This window comes from Amycolatopsis sp. CA-128772 (assembly GCF_002904295.1).
GTDB lineage: Bacteria > Actinomycetota > Actinomycetes > Mycobacteriales > Pseudonocardiaceae > Amycolatopsis.
On record NZ_PPHG01000064.1, the window covers coordinates 1 to 16,085 of the forward strand.

Annotated in this window: 19 protein-coding genes; 3 read left to right on the forward strand and 16 right to left on the reverse strand. The window is 73.1% G+C overall.

Going from position 1 to position 16,085, the window contains the following annotated elements:
• Window positions 1–767 (reverse strand): manganese catalase family protein (locus C2L59_RS21785; RefSeq protein WP_103349938.1); only part of this gene is annotated, 767 nt, incomplete at its 3' end.
• Window positions 768–891: 124 nt separating this feature from the next.
• Between C2L59_RS21785 and C2L59_RS21790 the strand changes: the two genes are divergently transcribed.
• Window positions 892–1,629: an ATP-binding protein gene (locus tag C2L59_RS21790; RefSeq protein WP_103351359.1), complete on the forward strand. Its 738-nt coding sequence runs from the start codon at window positions 892–894 to the stop codon at window positions 1,627–1,629.
• 53 nt (window positions 1,630–1,682) lie between these two features.
• Here C2L59_RS21790 and C2L59_RS21795 read toward each other — a convergent pair whose 3' ends face one another.
• From C2L59_RS21795 to C2L59_RS21830, 8 genes are all read right to left on the reverse strand, one after another.
• Window positions 1,683–2,423, reverse strand: coding sequence for a hypothetical protein (locus C2L59_RS21795; RefSeq protein WP_103351360.1), 741 nt, complete (start codon window positions 2,421–2,423; stop codon window positions 1,683–1,685).
• 69 nt (window positions 2,424–2,492) lie between these two features.
• Entirely contained in the window at window positions 2,493–2,726 is a 234-nt protein-coding gene (locus tag C2L59_RS21800) for a DUF2188 domain-containing protein (protein WP_103351361.1), read from the reverse strand.
• 75 nt (window positions 2,727–2,801) lie between these two features.
• Window positions 2,802–3,668, reverse strand: a complete 867-nt coding sequence (gene couO, locus C2L59_RS21805; protein ID WP_103351362.1) for a 4-hydroxyphenyl-beta-ketoacyl-CoA hydrolase — start codon at window positions 3,666–3,668, stop codon at window positions 2,802–2,804.
• A 14-nt stretch (window positions 3,669–3,682) separates the two neighbouring features.
• On the reverse strand, window positions 3,683–4,576 hold the full coding sequence (locus tag C2L59_RS21810) for a 3-hydroxyacyl-CoA dehydrogenase NAD-binding domain-containing protein (protein WP_103351363.1): 894 nt from the start codon (window positions 4,574–4,576) through the stop codon (window positions 3,683–3,685).
• Window positions 4,573–6,495 (reverse strand): acetoacetate--CoA ligase, encoded by a 1,923-nt coding sequence (locus tag C2L59_RS21815; protein WP_103351364.1) that lies wholly within the window; start codon window positions 6,493–6,495, stop codon window positions 4,573–4,575. The genes C2L59_RS21810 and C2L59_RS21815 overlap by 4 nt, the downstream gene beginning before the upstream one ends.
• Window positions 6,492–7,268, reverse strand: coding sequence for a crotonase/enoyl-CoA hydratase family protein (locus C2L59_RS21820; RefSeq protein ID WP_103351365.1), 777 nt, complete (start codon window positions 7,266–7,268; stop codon window positions 6,492–6,494). The genes C2L59_RS21815 and C2L59_RS21820 overlap by 4 nt, the downstream gene beginning before the upstream one ends.
• Window positions 7,265–8,791: a long-chain fatty acid--CoA ligase gene (locus tag C2L59_RS21825; protein ID WP_103351374.1), complete on the reverse strand. Its 1,527-nt coding sequence runs from the start codon at window positions 8,789–8,791 to the stop codon at window positions 7,265–7,267. Before C2L59_RS21825 ends, C2L59_RS21820 begins: the two co-directional genes overlap by 4 nt.
• An 11-nt stretch (window positions 8,792–8,802) precedes the next feature.
• Entirely contained in the window at window positions 8,803–8,994 is a 192-nt protein-coding gene (locus C2L59_RS21830; protein ID WP_103351366.1) for a hypothetical protein, read from the reverse strand.
• 574 nt (window positions 8,995–9,568) lie between these two features.
• Here C2L59_RS21830 and C2L59_RS21835 point away from each other — a divergent pair.
• Entirely contained in the window at window positions 9,569–9,994 is a 426-nt protein-coding gene (locus C2L59_RS21835; RefSeq protein ID WP_103351375.1) for an STAS domain-containing protein, read from the forward strand.
• A 306-nt stretch (window positions 9,995–10,300) separates the two neighbouring features.
• Here the strand turns inward: C2L59_RS21835 and C2L59_RS21840 are convergent, their stop codons facing one another.
• The 4 genes from C2L59_RS21840 to C2L59_RS21855 are packed head-to-tail and all read right to left on the reverse strand — an operon-like array spanning window position 10,301 to window position 12,636.
• Window positions 10,301–10,627, reverse strand: a complete 327-nt coding sequence (locus tag C2L59_RS21840) for a hypothetical protein (RefSeq protein WP_103351367.1) — start codon at window positions 10,625–10,627, stop codon at window positions 10,301–10,303.
• Entirely contained in the window at window positions 10,614–11,003 is a 390-nt protein-coding gene (locus C2L59_RS21845) for a PRC-barrel domain-containing protein (RefSeq protein WP_103351368.1), read from the reverse strand. Before C2L59_RS21845 ends, C2L59_RS21840 begins: the two co-directional genes overlap by 14 nt.
• Window positions 11,000–12,232, reverse strand: a complete 1,233-nt coding sequence (locus C2L59_RS21850; RefSeq protein ID WP_103351369.1) for an NRAMP family divalent metal transporter — start codon at window positions 12,230–12,232, stop codon at window positions 11,000–11,002. Before C2L59_RS21850 ends, C2L59_RS21845 begins: the two co-directional genes overlap by 4 nt.
• Complete coding sequence (locus tag C2L59_RS21855) at window positions 12,229–12,636, reverse strand: hypothetical protein (protein WP_233223623.1); 408 nt, start codon at window positions 12,634–12,636, stop codon at window positions 12,229–12,231. Before C2L59_RS21855 ends, C2L59_RS21850 begins: the two co-directional genes overlap by 4 nt.
• A 104-nt stretch (window positions 12,637–12,740) precedes the next feature.
• Here C2L59_RS21855 and C2L59_RS21860 point away from each other — a divergent pair, with 104 nt between their 5' ends.
• Complete coding sequence (locus C2L59_RS21860; protein ID WP_103351370.1) at window positions 12,741–13,265, forward strand: phosphatase PAP2 family protein; 525 nt, start codon at window positions 12,741–12,743, stop codon at window positions 13,263–13,265.
• A 29-nt stretch (window positions 13,266–13,294) separates the two neighbouring features.
• On the opposite strand, the gene C2L59_RS21865 is transcribed toward C2L59_RS21860, so the two are convergent.
• From C2L59_RS21865 to C2L59_RS21875, 3 genes are all read right to left on the reverse strand, one after another.
• Window positions 13,295–14,212, reverse strand: a complete 918-nt coding sequence (locus C2L59_RS21865) for a sensor histidine kinase (protein ID WP_103351371.1) — start codon at window positions 14,210–14,212, stop codon at window positions 13,295–13,297.
• 307 nt (window positions 14,213–14,519) lie between these two features.
• A complete protein-coding gene (locus tag C2L59_RS21870; protein ID WP_103351372.1) occupies window positions 14,520–15,533 on the reverse strand; it encodes an SDR family oxidoreductase in 1,014 nt (337 codons plus the stop codon).
• Window positions 15,534–15,627: 94 nt separating this feature from the next.
• The gene (locus C2L59_RS21875) at window positions 15,628–15,993 is read right to left on the reverse strand and encodes a hypothetical protein (protein WP_146060419.1); all 366 of its coding nucleotides are present in this window, start codon (window positions 15,991–15,993) and stop codon (window positions 15,628–15,630) included.
• Window positions 15,994–16,085: the final 92 nt, after the last annotated feature.

The following is a 16,085-nucleotide window of genomic DNA, read 5'->3' on the forward strand; positions in this document are numbered from 1 at the left end:
GGTGCGGTGCCGGGGCCGCCGAGGGGCTGGGGGTCCATCAGGTATTCGATGCCGGCGCCGGTGGTCCAGCTGGCGCCCTTGGCGCCGTCGGGTCCGTCGGACAGGTGCCAGATGGTGTGGTTGTGGGTCTGGTCTTCTTCGTCGAGGAGGGCGCCGGGGGCGATGTCGCCTTCGAGGCCGTCGGCTTGGAGTTCTTCGATGGCGGCGAGCCATTGTTTCTGGTGGACGGTGTCGCGGGCGAGGTTGAACTGGAGCATGGCTTTGACGCCGGGGTCGTCGGTCATGTTGTAGAGGCGGGCGGTTTGGAGGCGGCCTTGGGCTTCGGCGGCGGCGTTGGCGCGGAAGTCGGCGAGGAGGTTGCCGGAGGCGACGATGTATTTGCCGTTCCAGGGGGTGCCGTTGCTGTCGGCGGGCAGGGCGCCGCCGCCGGCGACGATGGCTTGCTGGACGTCCATGCCGCCGATCATGGCGGCCATGACGGGGTCTTTGACGGCGTCGGCGGTGACGGTGGCGGGGGCGCCTTCGAGGAGGCGGGCGACCATGGTGGCGAGCATTTCGACGTGGCCGATTTCTTCGGTCGCGGTGTCCATGATGAGGTCTTTGTACTTGCCTTCGATGCGGCAGTTCCAGCCTTGGAAGAGGTATTGCATGGTGACGGTCATTTCGCCGAAGGCGCCGCCGATGAGTTCTTGGAGTTTGCGGGCGTAGACGGGGTCGGGCTTTTCGGGCTTGGCTTCGAACTGCAGCAGCTTCGTGTGACGGAACACGTGATCTCTCCTCTCCGATCCCGCGGAGTTCCCCCGTCCGGCCGGGTCAACCGGGAAAAAGCCGTGTTTGACGGGTTCGGGACGGGATATCCGATCGGGTGATCCCTGGAGGAGGTGGTCGCCGGTGCTCGCGCGGCACAACTCGGTGTGGCTGGTTCCCCGGCAAGGCGCCCTGGCGAAAGCGGCCGTGATCGGCGTGCTCGATCGGACGACCTACTCGCAGCTGCGGGACCGGCTGCTGGAGTTCGCGGTGGAATCCGAGGACGGCGTGCTCGTCGACATCGAACGCCTGGAACTGCGCGACCGCGCGCTGATCCGGGTGTTCGCCCTCGTCGCGCTGCGGATCGGTGACTGGCCGGCGGTCCCGTTCGCCCTGGTGACCGGCCGGCCGGAACAGCGGGCGGTGCTCGCCGAGGGGGCGGTGGACCGCTGCGTCCCGGTCTACCCGGACGTCGCCACGGCGGAGGCGGCCCTGGCGCGCCCGAACCGCCGCCGGGCCGGGCGGCTGCTCGACCGGTCGGCGCGCGCCTCGGCGCGGTCCCGCGCGTTCGTGCGGGCGATCTGCGCGGAGTGGATGGTGCCCGAGCTGGCCGAGGACGCCGAGCTGATCGCGACCGAGCTCGTCGAGAACACGTTGCGGCACACCGATTGTGAGCCCCGGCTGGGACTCGAACTGCGCCGCGGGAAGCTGACCGTCGAGGTGTCGGACGACAGCGCGCGGGCCGCGGTGCTGCGGGAAGAGCTCGACCTGGTGGGCGCGGGCCTCGGCTTGCGGATGGTCACCAAGGTCGCGAAGACCTGGGGCTGCAGCCGGACGCGCGCCGGGGGCAAGACCGTGTGGGCCGTGCTGGCCCGCCCGTGAAGGCCACCTCGGCGGACCCGGAGTTCCTCGAGGTGGCCTTCACAAGCCGGTGCTCAGGAACCGGGGCCGGAGTAGATCTCCGCGGCCGGGGGCTCGGAAACGGTGGTCGGCTTGTTCCAGTCGCCGAACTCCATGGCGCCGCTCTTCGGGTCCTGCATGCGCAGCAGGTAGTGCGGTTCGGTGGCGGCCACGGTGGCGGTCCCGTCCGGGCTCGTGAAGCTCAGCGCCGGCGCGCCCGCGAGCGTGGTCTGCTCACCGCCGGTGAAGGTCGACTTCTCCAGCTCGCCGAGGATGCCCTGGGTGAACGACTTGTAGTCCAGGAACACCTTGAACGCGTCGGCGATGCCCGCGCCGACCTTGGCCGTGGACGCGACCCACTTGCCGGTGAGCTGCTTGGCGGCCGAGGCCGGGATGCCGGCCTGCTTGACGAGTGAGTCGGTGAAGCGGAACCAGTACTTGTCGCCGATGCGCAGGACCGGGATCTCGAGGCCGTCCTTGACGACCGTGCCGCTCGCGCTGTCCGGGTTGAGCTGCAGGTCCAGGTTCACGTTGCTGCCGTCCTGGGCCATCGTGCCCTTGACGTGCACGGCCGACGCCTGCTTGGCGGCGTCGGCGACGGCCGCGCCCACCTTGTCCGCGGCGAGGGCGGGGGTGGCCGGCGCGCTCGAGGACGGCGCTGCGGACGAGGAACCGGCGGCGGCGGCCGGCGCCGGCGTGCTCGGGGTGCCCGAGCAGCCGGCGACGAGGGCGAGGGATCCGGCCGCGAGGAGCGCGGCCAGGCGGAGGCGAGGCATGGGTAGTCCGTTCGTGAGGGCCGGGGCGTCCCCGGGCACGAACGGGCTATCGTCCGAACGGGTGGTTCGTTACAGAGGGCTTCCCCCGGACGCGGACCGGCGGGGCCGGAAGTCGCGCTCGGTCTCCACTTCGCCCTGCGGAGTGTGCACCACGTGCCCGACCCGGCGCTTGCGCGCGATCTGCCGCCCGGCCAGCACGGCGTCGACGCGCCGCACCGACGTGTTGGAGGCCCGGCGGCCGCCTTCGACCCGGTTCTTCCAAAGTCCGTCCTCGAAGTAGGTGTGCACGTCACCGTCCGCCACGACGTCGCCTCCCATCGTGAGTGCTGGAAGGCTGCGGATGCCCGGGGACGTAGCGGACAAACGTCGTCCGGCGGGTCAGCTCAGCCCGAGTACCCGAATGGCGTTGTCCTTGAGGATCAGCGGCCGCACCTCGTCCTTGATCTCCAGTTCGGCGAAGTCGGCGAGCCAGCGGTCCGGGGTGATAACCGGGAAGTCGGAACCGAACAGCACTTTCCGCTTCAGCAGCGTGTTGGCCGCGCGCACCAGCTGCGGCGGGAAGTACTTCGGCGACCAGCCCGACAGGTCGATGTACACGTTCGCCTTGTGCGTCGCGACCGAGATCGCTTCGTCCTGCCACGGCACCGACGGGTGCGCCAGGATCACCGTCAGCTCCGGGAAGTCCGCGGCGACGTCGTCGAGCAGCATCGGATTCGAGTAGCGCAGCTTGATGCCGTGCCCGCCCGGCAGGCCCGCGCCGATGCCGGTCTGCCCGGTGTGGAACAGGGCCGGCACGCCCAGCTCGGCGATCGCCTCGTAAAGCGGGTAGTACCGCACGTCGTCGGGCTCGAACGCCTGCAGGCTCGGGTGGAACTTGAACCCGCGCACGCCGTGCTCGCCGACCAGCCGCCGCGCGCGCAGCACGGCCGCCTTGCCGGCGTGCGGGTCGACCGAGCCGAACGGGATGAGCACGTCGGCGTGCTCGGCGGCGGCGTCGGCGATCTCTTCGCTCGACAGCGCGGGGTGCCCGGTCGCGGCCGGCGCTTCGACGGTGAAGACGACCGCGGCCATCTTCCGGGCCCGGTAGTGCTCGGCGATCGCGGTCACCGTCGGCGTGCGGTCCTGGCCGGCGCGGAAGTACTTCTCGGACGCGTCCAGGAGTTCCTGGTCGAGGGCGAAGCAGCCGTGGCCGTCTTGTTCGACGTGGGTGTGGACGTCGATGGCGGTCAGCGAGGAAAGGTCCACGGGGAGACTCCAGGTCAGGGCAGGTCGGGCTGCGCGGCCTTGGCGGCCAGCAGGGTGCGGAGGACGGTGTCGCGGGCGGTCACCAGGACACGGTCGTCGGTGCCGGCCAGTTCGGCGTCGACGCCCGCGACGAGCGTTTCCGCCAGTTCCGGGGTGAGGTGGACCCGGCCCAGGTCGCGCCACCACTGCTCGGTGGGCGGCCCGAGGTGGGCCAGGACGTGCGCGAGCCCGCCCGCGCCGCCGGAGAGGTGCTGGTTGACGAACGGGCCGAGCACGGCCCAGCGCAGGCCGGGCCCGTTGGCGATCGCGGTGTCGATGTCGGCGACCGTCGCCACCCCGCGTTCGACGAGGGAGTACGCCTCCTGCCACAGCGCGGCCTGCAGCCGGTTGGCGACGTGGCCGGGCACCTCGCGCGCGAGCCGGATCGGCCGCTTCCCGACCGAGGTGTAGAACGCCACGGCCCGGTCGACGACCTCGGGGGCGGTGTCGCGGCCCGGCACGACCTCGACGAGGGGGATCAGGTGGGGCGGGTTGAACGGGTGCCCGACGACGAACCGCTCGGGGTGGTGCGGGCAGCCGCGGGCGATGTCGCTCGGCAACAGGCCGGACGAGCTGCTGGCCAGGACCACGTCCGGCCGCGCGGCCTCGTCGAGGACGGCGAACACCGCGTGCTTGACGTCTTCGCGCTCCGGCCCGTTCTCCTGGACGAAGTCCGCGGCCGCGGCCGCTTCGCCGGCGTCGGCGACGAACCGCAGCCGATCCGTCGGCGTGCCGTCGAGCGCACCGCGCAACCGCTCCTCGGCGCCGGGCGCCGGATCGGTGGCGACGACGTCGAGGCCCTGGGTCAGGAAGAGGGCGGCCCAGCTCGCGCCGATCACGCCGGTGCCGACGATCGCGACGGTCGTCATGCGCGCTCCCCGAGGAAGGCGTCGAGGGCGGCGGGATCGGCCAGGACGTCCCGCCCGACGACCTCGTCGACGGGTGCGCCGCGCAGGAGTTTCTTCACCGGCAGCTCCAGTTTCTTCCCGGTGCGGTTGCGGGGGATCGCCGGGACGGCGGTGATCGCGTCCGGCACGTGCCGCGGCGACAGCGCGCCGCGCAGGGCCGCCGTGATCTTGCGGCGCAACGCGTCGTCGAGGTCCGCGCCGTCGTGCAGGGCCACGAACAGCCGGAGGTCGCCGTTGCCGCCTGCGGCGTCTTCGAGGTGCACGACGAGGGAGTCGGCGATCTCCGGGAGCTCCTCGACGACGGCGTAGAACTCGGCGGTGCCCAGCCGGACGCCGCCGCGGTTGAGGGTGGCGTCCGAGCGCCCGGCGATGACGCAGCTCCCGTCCGGGCCGAACCGGACCCAGTCGCCGTGCCGCCAAATCCCGGGGTAGGTCGAGAAGTACGTCTCGTGGTAGCGCTCGCGCGAGCCGTCGCCCCAGAACCCGACCGGCATGGACGGCATCGGCGCGGCGATCACGAGCTCCCCGAGCTCGCCGACCACCGGCGCACCGTGCTCGTCGAACGCCTGCGCGTCGACCCCCAGGCAGGGCCCCGAGATCTCGCCCGCCCGGACCGGCTGCAGCGGGCTGCCCTGCACGATGCCGCTGCACACGTCGGTGCCGCCGCTGCCGACGTTGAGCAGGACGCCCGGAAACCGCTCGTGCACCCAGTGGAAGCCCTCGGCGGGCAGCGGGCTGCCTGCCGCACCCAGCTGCCGCAGCGCCGAAAGGTCGTATTCGGCGGCCGGGTCGAGGCCCGCTTTCCGGCACGCCATCAGGAAACCCGGGCTCGCGCCCATCAGCGTCGCCCGCGTTTCCGCGGCCAGCCGCCACTGCCACGCCAGGTCCGGGTGCAGCGGGTTGCCGTCGATCAGCACGATCGACGCGCCGGTGAGCAACCCCGACACGAGCGCGTTCCACATCATCCAGGCGGTGGTGGAAAACCACAGGATCCGGTCGCCGGGGCGCAGATCCCAGCTGAGGCCGTGGTTCTTCAGGTGCTCCAGCAGGATGCCGCCGTGGCCGTGCACGATCGCCTTCGGCTTGCCCGTGGTGCCGGAGGAGAACAGCACGCACAGCGGGTGCGCGAAGCCGACCGGTTCGAAGCCGGGCGTGCTTTCGGTGAGCAGGCCGTCCCACGCGAGCGTGCCGGGCAGGTCGTGATCGCCGTAGGGGACGTGGACGACGTGCTCGACGGTCGGCAGGCCGGCCCGGATCGCGGCGACCTCGGTGCGGCGGTCGACGTCCTTGGCGCCGTAGCGGTAGCCCGGAACCGTCAGCAGCACCTTCGGTTCGATCTGGCCGAACCGGTCGACCACCGACCGGGCCCCGAACTCGGGGGCGCAGGAGGCCCAGATCGCGCCCAGGCTCGCGACCGCGAGGTAGGCGACCACCGTTTCGGGGATGTTCGGCAGGTAGGCGGCGACGCGGTCGCCGCGGCCCACACCGAGCCGGGCCAGCCCCGCGCGGGCCCGGGCGACCTGGTCGCGCAACCGGCCCCAGGTGAGCTCGGTGCGCTCCCGCGTCTGGGAGTACGCGATGACCGCGACTTCGTCCTCGGCGCCGTGGCCGAGGGCGTGCTCGGCGTAGTTGAGGGTGGCGCCGGGGAACCACTCGGTGCCGGGCATCCGGCGGTCGGGCACCACCGCGGTGGCCGGGGTGGGGAAGCGGACGCCGAAGAAGTCCTTGATCGAGGACCAGAAGCCGTCGAGGTCGGTCACCGACCACCGGTGCAGGTCCGCGTAGCCGTCGAACGCGTGCCCGCGGGTTTCCAGCCAGCTCAGGTACCGGCCGATTTCGGTGGTCTCGCGCACGTCGGGTGCGACCGGGCGGAGGATCACGGGACCACCTTTCCGGCGCGCTTGTCGAGGAACGCCTGCATCCGCTCCTTCGCTTCGGCGCTCCCGCCGGCGATCGCGGCCATCAGCGCCTCCATCAGGTAGCCCTCGGCCGGGTTGGCCTCGGCGATGCGGGGGAGGGCCTGCAGCACGGCGAAGTTCGTGATCGGCGAGTTGGCGGCGATCTTGCGGGCCAGGCCGAGCGCGTGTTCCAGGCCGTTTTCGACGCGGTAGTGCGACAAGCCGGCGGCGTGGCCCTCGTCGGCGTCGAGCACCCGGCCGGTGAGCATCATGTCGGCCATCCGGTGCGCGCCGATCAGCCGCGGCACCCGCACCGACGCGCCGCCGCCGACGAACAGCCCGCGCTGGCCCTCCGGCAGGGCGTAGAACGCCGACGGCTCGGCGACGCGGATGTGCGCGGCGGCCGCCAGTTCCAGGCCGCCGCCGACGACCGCGCCCTTGAGCACGGCGACCACCGGGACGCGCCCGCGTTCCAGCCGCTCGAACGCGCGGTGCCACATCATCGAGTGCTCCAGGCCCTCGAACGCGTCGCGCTCGGTGAGCTCGGACAGGTCCAGCCCGGCGGAGAAGTGGTCGCCGACGGCGTCGAGGACGACGGCCTTGACCCCCGCCGGCGGGGCGCCGAAGAACGCTTCGAGGCCGAGCACGGTCGCGTCGTCGAGCGCGTTGCGCTTCTCGGGACGCGCCAGCCGCAGCACGGCGACGTCGTCCCGCAGTTCCAGGCGCAGCGTCGGGGGCAGGAGGGGGGTGGTCATGCGGATCCGTTCGTGAAGGTTTCGGCGGCGCGGGCGCGCAGTTCGACGCGGCGGATCTTGCCGGTCGCGTTGCGGGGCAGGGTGTCGGTGAACTGCACGTGCTTGGGGATCTTGTAGCGCGCCAGGTGCTGTTCGAGGTGGGCGCGGAACTGCGGCTCGGTCAGCTCGGCCCCGGGCCGGACGACGACGAACGCGGCGCCGGCTTCGCCCCAGCGCTCGTCGGGCACACCCACGACGGCACAGGCGTCGACCGCGTCGAGCCGGGCGGCGACCGCCTCGATCTCGGCCGGGTACACGTTTTCCCCGCCGGAGATGATCATGTCCTTGACCCGGTCGACGACGTGCGCCCAGCCGTCGTCGTCGACGCGGACGACGTCACCGGTGCGGAACCAGCCGTCCTCGACGAAGCTCGCCGCCGATTCCGCGGGCCGGTTCCAGTAGCCGCCGAAGACGTGCGGGCCGCGCACCAGCAGCTCCGACGGTGTCCCGGCGAGCGGCTGCGGCGTGAGGCCGGGACCGAGCGCGGCGACGTCGGTGAAGAAGTGCGGCACGCCGGCGGCCACCGGGTGCTCGAGCGTGCCCTCGTGGGTGGCCATCGAGACCCCCGGCGCGGCCTCGGTCATGCCGTAGCCCTGCAGGAGTTTCACGCCGCGGTCGAGCCACGCGCGGGCGACGCGCTCGGCCACCGGCGACCCGCCGTAGAGCACGCAGGTCAGCGAACTCAGGTCGGTGCGGTCCCAGCTTTCGTGCCGGCACATCATCTCCAGCATCGTCGGCACCGCCGAGAAGCCGGTGATCCCGGCTTCGCCGATCCGGGCGAGGATGGTGCCCGGGTCGAACTTCGCCACCGGCTCGACGCTGCCGCCCTTGAACAGCGTCGGCAGGGTGATCTGCCCGAGGCCGACGCAGTGGAACAGCGGCGCGATGCACAACGCCTTGTCGGTGCCCAGGACGTCGAGGTGCGCCAGCTGGTTGACGGTGTTCCAGGTGAGGTTGCCGTGGGTGAGGACGGCCGCCTTCGGCCGTCCGGTGGTGCCGGAGGTGTAGAGCAGCAGGCACGGGTCTTCCAGCCGGACCGCGGTGTCCGGCGCCGGCCCGCCCTCGGCGAGCTCCGCTTCGAAGGCCCCCTCGGTCGCGAGGACGGTGCCGTCCGGAAGCGCCCCCGCGGCCGCGACGAGGTCGGCGGTGTCCGCGCTGTGCACGAGCACCGAAGCGCCGCTGTCGTCGAGCATGTACCGGATTTCCGTGGGGGAGAGCCGGTAGTTGAGCGGGACGAAGAGCGCGCCGCAGCGGGCGGTGGCGAACAGCGTCTCGAACACCGTGATGGCGTTGACGCCGAGGTAGGCCACCCGATCGCCGGGCCGCGCGCCGAGCCTGGTCAGCGCGCCGGCGAGCCTTTCCACCCGGCCGGCGAGCCCGGCGTAGGTCAGCGACCGGCCGGGCTCCACCAGCGCGGTGCGGTCCGGGTTGATCCGCGCCCGCCGCGCGGGCCAGCTGCCCAGGCCGAAGTCGGGGAGGTGCACCACTGCCTCCTTCACCACCGCGGGACCGGCTTGATCGTCGTGCCGGCGCGCATGTCGTCCCCTGCCTGTCGAATCTGCCCGAACTCGCAGCGGGTGACCAGCCTGAGGTCGTCGGTTCCGGTCCACCGGCCGCCGGCGAACAGCTGCCCCGGTCCGACGTCCGGGCGGGGCCGGGTACGCGGCCGCTCCTCCACTGCGGTCATCGGTCCGACTCCTCACGTGTGTGTATATCAGGAACCCTGAGATGGACCAGGATGCGCGGGCGCCCGTGCCCTGTCAAGGGCTCGATCGCGGACTCGTTCGACGCCGACGGCCCGGCCTTCGCGGGGCGAGCGCGATCCTGATCAGCCGCTCCCTCGACGGCGGCGACCAACGGACGCGGGCGGCTACTTCCTCGGCGACTACTCCGGTCTCGCCGGCACCGGGACGTCGTCGACCGCCTGCTTCGGCGTGGCGCGCCCACTCGCGGTGAGTGGTGCGTGGGACATTCTCGCCGGCCAGGTCGGCTGAGCCCGTGCGGGAACGGTGACCGGCCCGGTCGCCGGTCTCGCCGCGGTCTTCCGGCGGTTCACCCGGATGGGTGGTTTGAGAAACGCGCGTGCGGGTCGCGTGCGGAGGCGTGGGGTTCGGCCGTTGGCGGGGTTGCGCCGTTCGGATCAAGGACTACGCTGCGAAGTGCGGTTCAGCATGCAGCAGCCGCCGTCCCCGAACTTGCCAGCGAACGAGCTGGTCGGCCGAGACCCGCTCGTCACGTCATCTGCGAATGAGGCGTGGAACATGTTAGTCGTCCAGCCCCCAGCGACGGCGATCCCCGTGGCGCCGTCGGAGCGCGAACAGCGCACCGCGTCCGACATCCAGGTGATCCGCCCGTACTTCGGCGCGGTGATGATCCGGATCCGCGGAGCCCTCGACGCGGACAGCGCCCCCCGAATCCGGTCGGCGCTGAGCACGTGGGCCCACCGCCGGTTCCCGGTCCTGGTCCTCGACCTCTCCGAGGTCGACTTCCTCGACGGAGCCGGCCTGGCCGCCCTCGGCGACATCCAGGTCCGGACGGTCCGCGAGAACGCGACCCTGCGCATCGTCACGGGAGACAACCGGGTGGTGCGCCGCGCGTTGTCGGCCAGCGGCCTCGACCACGCCCTCAACGTGAGCCGGCTGCCGTCGGGCTGGGAACGCGCCACGGAGATCCCCAGCCAGAGCTGACGTCCGCGCCGCGGCTCCACGGCCACCAGGCCGCGGAGCCGCTCCCGCGCGCCTGCCTACGCGAGCCGACCCTCTGGGTGCGCGAGCCGCCCTCCGGGCACGCCAGCCGCCCTCCGGGCACGCGAGCCGACTGTCCAGGTACGTGAGCCGACTCTCCGGCACGCCAGCCGACCCTCTGGGTGCGCGAGCCGACTCTCCAGGTGCGCGAGCCGACTGTCCGGGTACGCCAGCCGACCCGCCAGGCGCGCGAGCGGCAGCCGGGTGCCCATCAACGTCCCGCCGCTCAACGCTTCCGGCGTGGTCCGCTCAGGGCCGGTCGAGGCCGGCCAGCTCCGCGAACGGCCGCCGCACGCGGACCTCCTGGCCGGACAGGTCCAGATCTTCCCAGGCCACGTACCGGCTGTGCCGGTGCAGGCGGCGGATCAGGGCCACCAGCGGTGCCGGGCCCCGCTGGTCGTGGCGCTGGTAACCGAACAGCCGCACGCGCGTGCGGCCCACGATCACCCCGCGCACCACCAGTTCCGGCAGGCCGTCCGGACGTGTCGCCGCCTCGGCGCGGATCTCGCGGATCGCCCCGAGATCGCGGCCGTTCACGTCGCGGACCGGGCGGCCCAGCAGCTCACCGGCTCGCACGGCCCGCTCCCGGGATCCGGCCGATGATCCGGCGCCGCACCCAGTCCTCCGACGGGCTGTCCGTGGCCTGCGCGACCGCCGTCGTCACCACGATCGACGGCTCGATGCGGCGGATCGCGTTCAGCGGGATGCGCCGGGGCGCGCCCGCCCGGAAGCCGCGGCCGACGTGGTGCAGCAGCCGGCCGATCGGGCCGCCGATGCGGTCGGCCAGCGCCTCCGGGCCGACGAGCAGCGCGTCGACGACGTAGGTGCCGCCCTCCGCGCGGAGCTCGAGGTCGTCGACCTTGCCGACGACGGTGCCGTCCTCGCCGGTGATCTGCCGGTCGAGCAGCGAGTCGCTCAGGTCGACGAGGCCGAGATCGGTCCACGGGTTCATCGGCCTGCTCCGGTGAAGATCATCAGGGGGATCGCCGCCACCGCCGCGACGGCGATGATGACCAGCATGCCGACGCCGACGATGTTGCTGAAGCGGCGGTTCGCGTGCTTGCCGAGGTACTCGCGGTCATTGGCCACGATGAGCACGGGCAGGTAGGTCAGCGGCAGCGCCACCGCGGAGAAGATCAGGGAAATCTCGGTCAGCCCGACCGGGTCGATGCCCGTCTGCACGACCAGCACCGCGAGCAGCAGGCCGGCACCGACGGTCAGGTGGAAGCGGGCGGCGTTGCGCGGCGCGCGGCGCTTGCCCCAGTCCCAGCCGAAGTACTGCGCCAGCATGTACCCCGACGACAGGCCGGTCTCCAGCGCCGCGCCGAAGGTGGCGGCGAAGATGCCGATCAGCACGATCACCAGGCCCGCCGTCCCCAGCGCGAGCGTCACCGGCAGCACCACCTGGCTGACCTGGCCGACGTCGATCCCGGCCGGGAACAGCACCGTCGCGGCGCAGGCCATGATGGCCACCGCGAGCAGGCCGCCGAGGGGGAACCCGAGCAGCACGTTGGCGCGCTGCACGGAGAGGTCCTTGACCTTCCAGCCTTCTTCCACGCCGCCGGAGGAGAAGAAGAACACCTCGTACGGCGTCATCGCGGACGCGAACAGCGCGACCGCGTGGTAGGCGTACGTCGGCAGCGCTTCGTCGGGCGGCGGGGCCAGCCCGGCGACCTGCGAGCCGAGCGACGACCAGTCGGGGTGCAGGAAGAAGATCGCGACGGCGAACACCCCGATCGCGAGCCCGCCGAGGCCGAAGACGGTCTCCATCCGCTCGAACCCGACCCGCCAGACCACCAGCCAGACGAGCACGCCGATCGGCAGCACCCAGACCAGCCGGTCGATGCCGGAGGCCAGCTCGATCACGATCGCGACACCGCCGATTTCCGCGCACACGGTCAGCAGCGTGATGAGGAACGACCCGGCGAGGTTCAGCATCGCCATGCGCGGGCCGAGGCGTTCGCGGATCAGGTCGAACACCGGGCGCCCGGACACCGCCACGACCCGCCCGGACATGTCGGCGTAGACGCAGATCCCGAGCACGCCCAGCACGGTCACCCAGACCATCGCCATCCCGTAGCGGGCGCCGACGATGCCGCTCTCGACGAGGTCGCCGATGTCGACGAACCCGCCGACCGCGGTGAGGATGCCGAGGGTGACGGCGAGGAACTTCTTGTTCACGACGTCACGCCCCAGCGGGCGAGTTCGCCGATCAGGCCCCGGAGTTCGGCGTCGATCTCGTCGAGCCCCCGATCGGTGCCGTCGCCGAGGCCGTCGTCGAGCCGGTGGGCGAGCCGGACCCCGCGGTCGGTGATCGACGCCAGCGCCGCGCGGGCCCGGTCGTCGGTCAGCTCGCCGACGTCCTTGCCCGCGGAGCCGAGCTCGTCGGCGGCGTCGCGGACGGTGATCGACAGGCTGGGCACGGGCGGCACGTCGGCGCGGTCGGCGGTCACCACGAGCCGCAGGAGTTCGAGCTGGCCCCGGATTTCCCGGCCGGCGTGCACGGTGCCGGCCTGCGGGTCCGTCCCGCGGCCCGCCAGCAGAGCTGCCGCGCCGAGCGCGGCCGCCAACCGCAGCACGTTCACGGCCGCGGAATACCCGATCGGGGCAACAACAAACCCGCCCGGGCGAATCTCCACCGTGGACAGAGGGACGGTTGAACCGGTGCCAGGGTGGGAAATGAGGAGCCATGCCGAGCGAAGAAGGCTTTCGTGAGGGAGACGGACCGGACGAAAACGACCTTGCGGTCACCCGGCCGGCGTGGCCGGTCACGGCGCTCAGCACGGCCGCCCAGGGCGGGGTGCTGTGGGGCGTCGTCGCGGCGGCGCTGGCGTGGCGTCCGGGACCCCGGCGCCGCGCCGCCGGCCGCGGGATCGTGGCGGCCGCGGCGGGGATGGCGCTGGGACACGCGCTGAAGGCGGTGGTCCGCCGCCCGCGGCCGCCGGCGCAGCAGCTGCCGGCCCGCCGCGCCTTGCTCGAGCAGCCGAAGTCGTCGGCCTTCCCGTCGACGCACGCGACGGCGGCGGCGGCGTTCACGGTCGCGGTGACGCTGACGGCCCCGGCCACGGGCACGGCCATCGCCCCGCTGGCGGCAGCGGTTTGCTACAGCCGGTTGCGGACGCGGGCGCACTGGCCGACCGATGTGTACGGCGGCGTCGCGATCGGGGCCGTGGTGGGTGCGCTCGTGCACCGGGGGTTCGGGCGCGGGAGGTAGCTCCGGGTGTTCCCGGGAGGGCCGTGCCCTCAGACCCGGAAGTACGCCCGGAACGTGGTCCCGTGGCCGTCGCCGGTGTGCAGGCGGACCAGATCGGCCAGGTGGTTCACCAGCAGCAGCCCGCGGCCGCGGGTCTGCTCCGGCGTGGCCGGGTGGCGGCCGGCCAGCGGATCACCGAGGCGGCCGTCGTCGTGGACTTCGCAGACGAACTCGCCGTCCGCCGTCCAGAGGCGGAGCGTGCCGGTTCCGCTGCCGTGCTCGACGCTGTTGGACAGCAGTTCGGTGACCACTACTTCGACGTCGGCGACCCGGCCGGGGCCCAGCCCGGCGGCCGCCGCGCGGACGTGGGACAGCGCGCGGGCCGCGGCGAGGTCCGTGGTGTCCTTGAGCTCGAACACGCCCTCCGGCACCGGCAGGGGCTCGTTGTAGCGGGCGATCACGCCGTCCGGGTCGTACGCGGTACTCGCGCGCTGCCCGGTGCCGTCGACCAGCAGCGGGTGCGTGGCTTCGGCGTCGGCGAGGATTTCCGGGGACAGCGCGGCGGTGTCGTACGGGCAGAGGATGGTCACGTCCCGGCCGGTGAACGCGTGGTTGATGAGCGCCTCGTGCTGCACGCACGCGGGGTACTCGACCGGCGACCGCGCCGCCCAGATCGGCTCGCCGATGATCCGCGCCGGACGGTCGCGGTGCGTGTCGGCGAACGCGCGCAGCACGCCGGGGATGATCCGGCCCGGGTTGCGCCCGGCCTCGGTCATGTCCAGCAGGCGGACGCGGGCGGCGTCCGGGCCGAGCTCCCGGCGCAGCAGGGCGAGGTTGTCCCCGGGGACGGCGACCGCCACCGGTTCGCCCGCGGCGAGCCCGGCCCACACGAACGGCACGGTGCCCGCGAGGTACTCGGCGGCACCGCGGTAGAACAACGCCGGGTGCACGAAGGCCGGTGCGCTCAAGCCGCTACTCCTTCCGCCGACACCTCACCAGTATGCGGGAACACGTCCCCGCACCGGGTGACGCCCGGCGCTACCGTGCGCGGCCCGCCCTCGGAGGCTACTCGGCGGCCTTGTCCGGCGGTCCGGTCGCGCGCAGGCCGGCCGCGGTGGTGCCCGGTGCGCGCGACAGGCGGGCGGTCGCCTGAGCCGTGGCCGCGCGGCGGGTCTGCTGGCCGGCGAGGTCGTCCGGCGGTCCGGCCGCGCCGGCGGCATCGTGCCGGCCCGCGGGACCCGCTCGCGCGCAGGCCCGTCCGGGTCAGGTCCTGCGCTAGGACCTGGCCCGGCGCCACACCGCCAGCGCCGTCGCGGCGAGGGCGCCGCCGCCGGTGGCGAGGAGGCCGTGGTGCTGGCTCGCCCAGAGCTGGAGGCTGCGCGGGGTCGCCTTGGCGTCGAACTCGCCGTGGGCGCCGAAGTCGCGTCCGCGGTCGGCCGGCGTCCACAGGTTTTCCGGCTGGTGCGCGGGCTTGGCCTCGCCGGTCTGCTGGGACCGGTAGCCGGTGCGGGCGAGGTAGCGGTCGAGGATGCCGGGGGCGACGGCGTTCGCGACGAGCGTGCCGACGGTGCTCCCGCCGACCCAGTACTCCCGCCGCCCGGGGTGGTCGGCGGCGTGCACCACGGCCCGGGCGGCGACCTCGGGCTGGTAGATGGGCGGCACGGGCTGCGCGTGTCGCGGCAGCTTGGAGCGGACCCAGGAGAACTGCGGCGTGTTGACGGCCGGCATCTGCACCATGGTGGTGCGGACGTGGCTGCCCTCGTGCAGGAGCTCGCAGCGCAGGGCCTCGTTGAAGCCCTGGATGGCGTGCTTGGCGCCGCAGTAGGCGCTCTGCAGCGGGATCCCGCGGTAGGCGAGGGCCGAGCCGACCTGCACGATCGTGCCGCGGTCGCGGGGTTTCATCCGGCGCAGGGCGGCGGCGGTGCCGTGCACGTAGCCGAGGTAGCTGACTTCGGTGACGCGCCGGAACTCGTCCGGTCCGATCTCGTCGAACGGCGCGAAGACCGAGGTGAAAGCGACGTTCACCCACAGATCGATCGGCCCGAGCTCCTTTTCGGCCCGTTCGGCGGCGGCGTCGACCTGCCCGAAATCGGCAACGTCGGTGGGGACGGCGAGCGCGGTCCCCCCGGCCTCGGTGACATCTTCGGCCGCGGCGGCGAGCCCGGTTTCCCCGCGGGCGAGCAGGGCGACGCGGGCGTGCCGGGCCCCGAAGGCCCGCGCAACGGCCCGGCCGATGCCACCGCTGGCCCCGGTGACGACGACGACCTGGTGGGAGTTCTGGCTGGTCATGGCGACTCCGATCGAGAAACGGGATGGGTGGGCGGCGGGGCTGCCGCTCGGGCGGCGGGGAAGTCCGCGGGCGACCCGGCCGGTCTGAGCTCGCTCACCGGCTCTCTCCTTCGGGGACGGACGAGCGGGCCGAACCCGGCGAAGCCGCCCGCCGGCGGCTGCCCTCGCGGGGACGGGCCGCCCGGGCCCAGCCGGCCGCGACGACCGCGTTCACCAGCGCCGCCACCCGCCAGCGGCGGGACACCGCCGCCAGGGCGAGCATGGTGGCGCTGTGCGTGGCGTCGACCGTCCAGCCCCAGCGGGCGACCACACCTTCCGGACGCCGCAGGACGGCCGCCGCTTGGGTCAGGTGGCGCAGGCCCAGCGCCAGGGCCACTTTCCGGGGGATCGGCAGGAAGCGAGCGACCACCAGCACCCCGGCGCCCCAGACCGCGCGGGCTGCTGCCACCCTGCGAGTCACCGCGACCACCGCCGGAAGGCCGCCGCCGGCCCCACAGCCGCACCCGCGCCGAGCGCCGACGCCGCCTCGCCGCTGCACACCGCCCGTGCTGC

What these genes read in the sequence shown, in the direction of transcription:
- C2L59_RS21845 (WP_103351368.1), bottom strand. Translation starts at nt 11,003, where the DNA reads ATGAACCCGTGGACCGATCTCGGCCTCGTCGACCTGAGCGACTCGCTG.
- C2L59_RS21795 (WP_103351360.1), bottom strand. Translation starts at nt 2,423, where the DNA reads ATGCCTCGCCTCCGCCTGGCCGCGCTCCTCGCGGCCGGATCCCTCGCC.
- C2L59_RS21820 (WP_103351365.1), bottom strand. Translation starts at nt 7,268, where the DNA reads ATGACCACCCCCCTCCTGCCCCCGACGCTGCGCCTGGAACTGCGGGAC.
- C2L59_RS21860 (WP_103351370.1), top strand. Translation starts at nt 12,741, where the DNA reads ATGCCGAGCGAAGAAGGCTTTCGTGAGGGAGACGGACCGGACGAAAAC.
- C2L59_RS21870 (WP_103351372.1), bottom strand. Translation starts at nt 15,533, where the DNA reads ATGACCAGCCAGAACTCCCACCAGGTCGTCGTCGTCACCGGGGCCAGC.
- C2L59_RS21810 (WP_103351363.1), bottom strand. Translation starts at nt 4,576, where the DNA reads ATGACGACCGTCGCGATCGTCGGCACCGGCGTGATCGGCGCGAGCTGG.
- C2L59_RS21830 (WP_103351366.1), bottom strand. Translation starts at nt 8,994, where the DNA reads ATGACCGCAGTGGAGGAGCGGCCGCGTACCCGGCCCCGCCCGGACGTC.
- C2L59_RS21835 (WP_103351375.1), top strand. Translation starts at nt 9,569, where the DNA reads ATGTTAGTCGTCCAGCCCCCAGCGACGGCGATCCCCGTGGCGCCGTCG.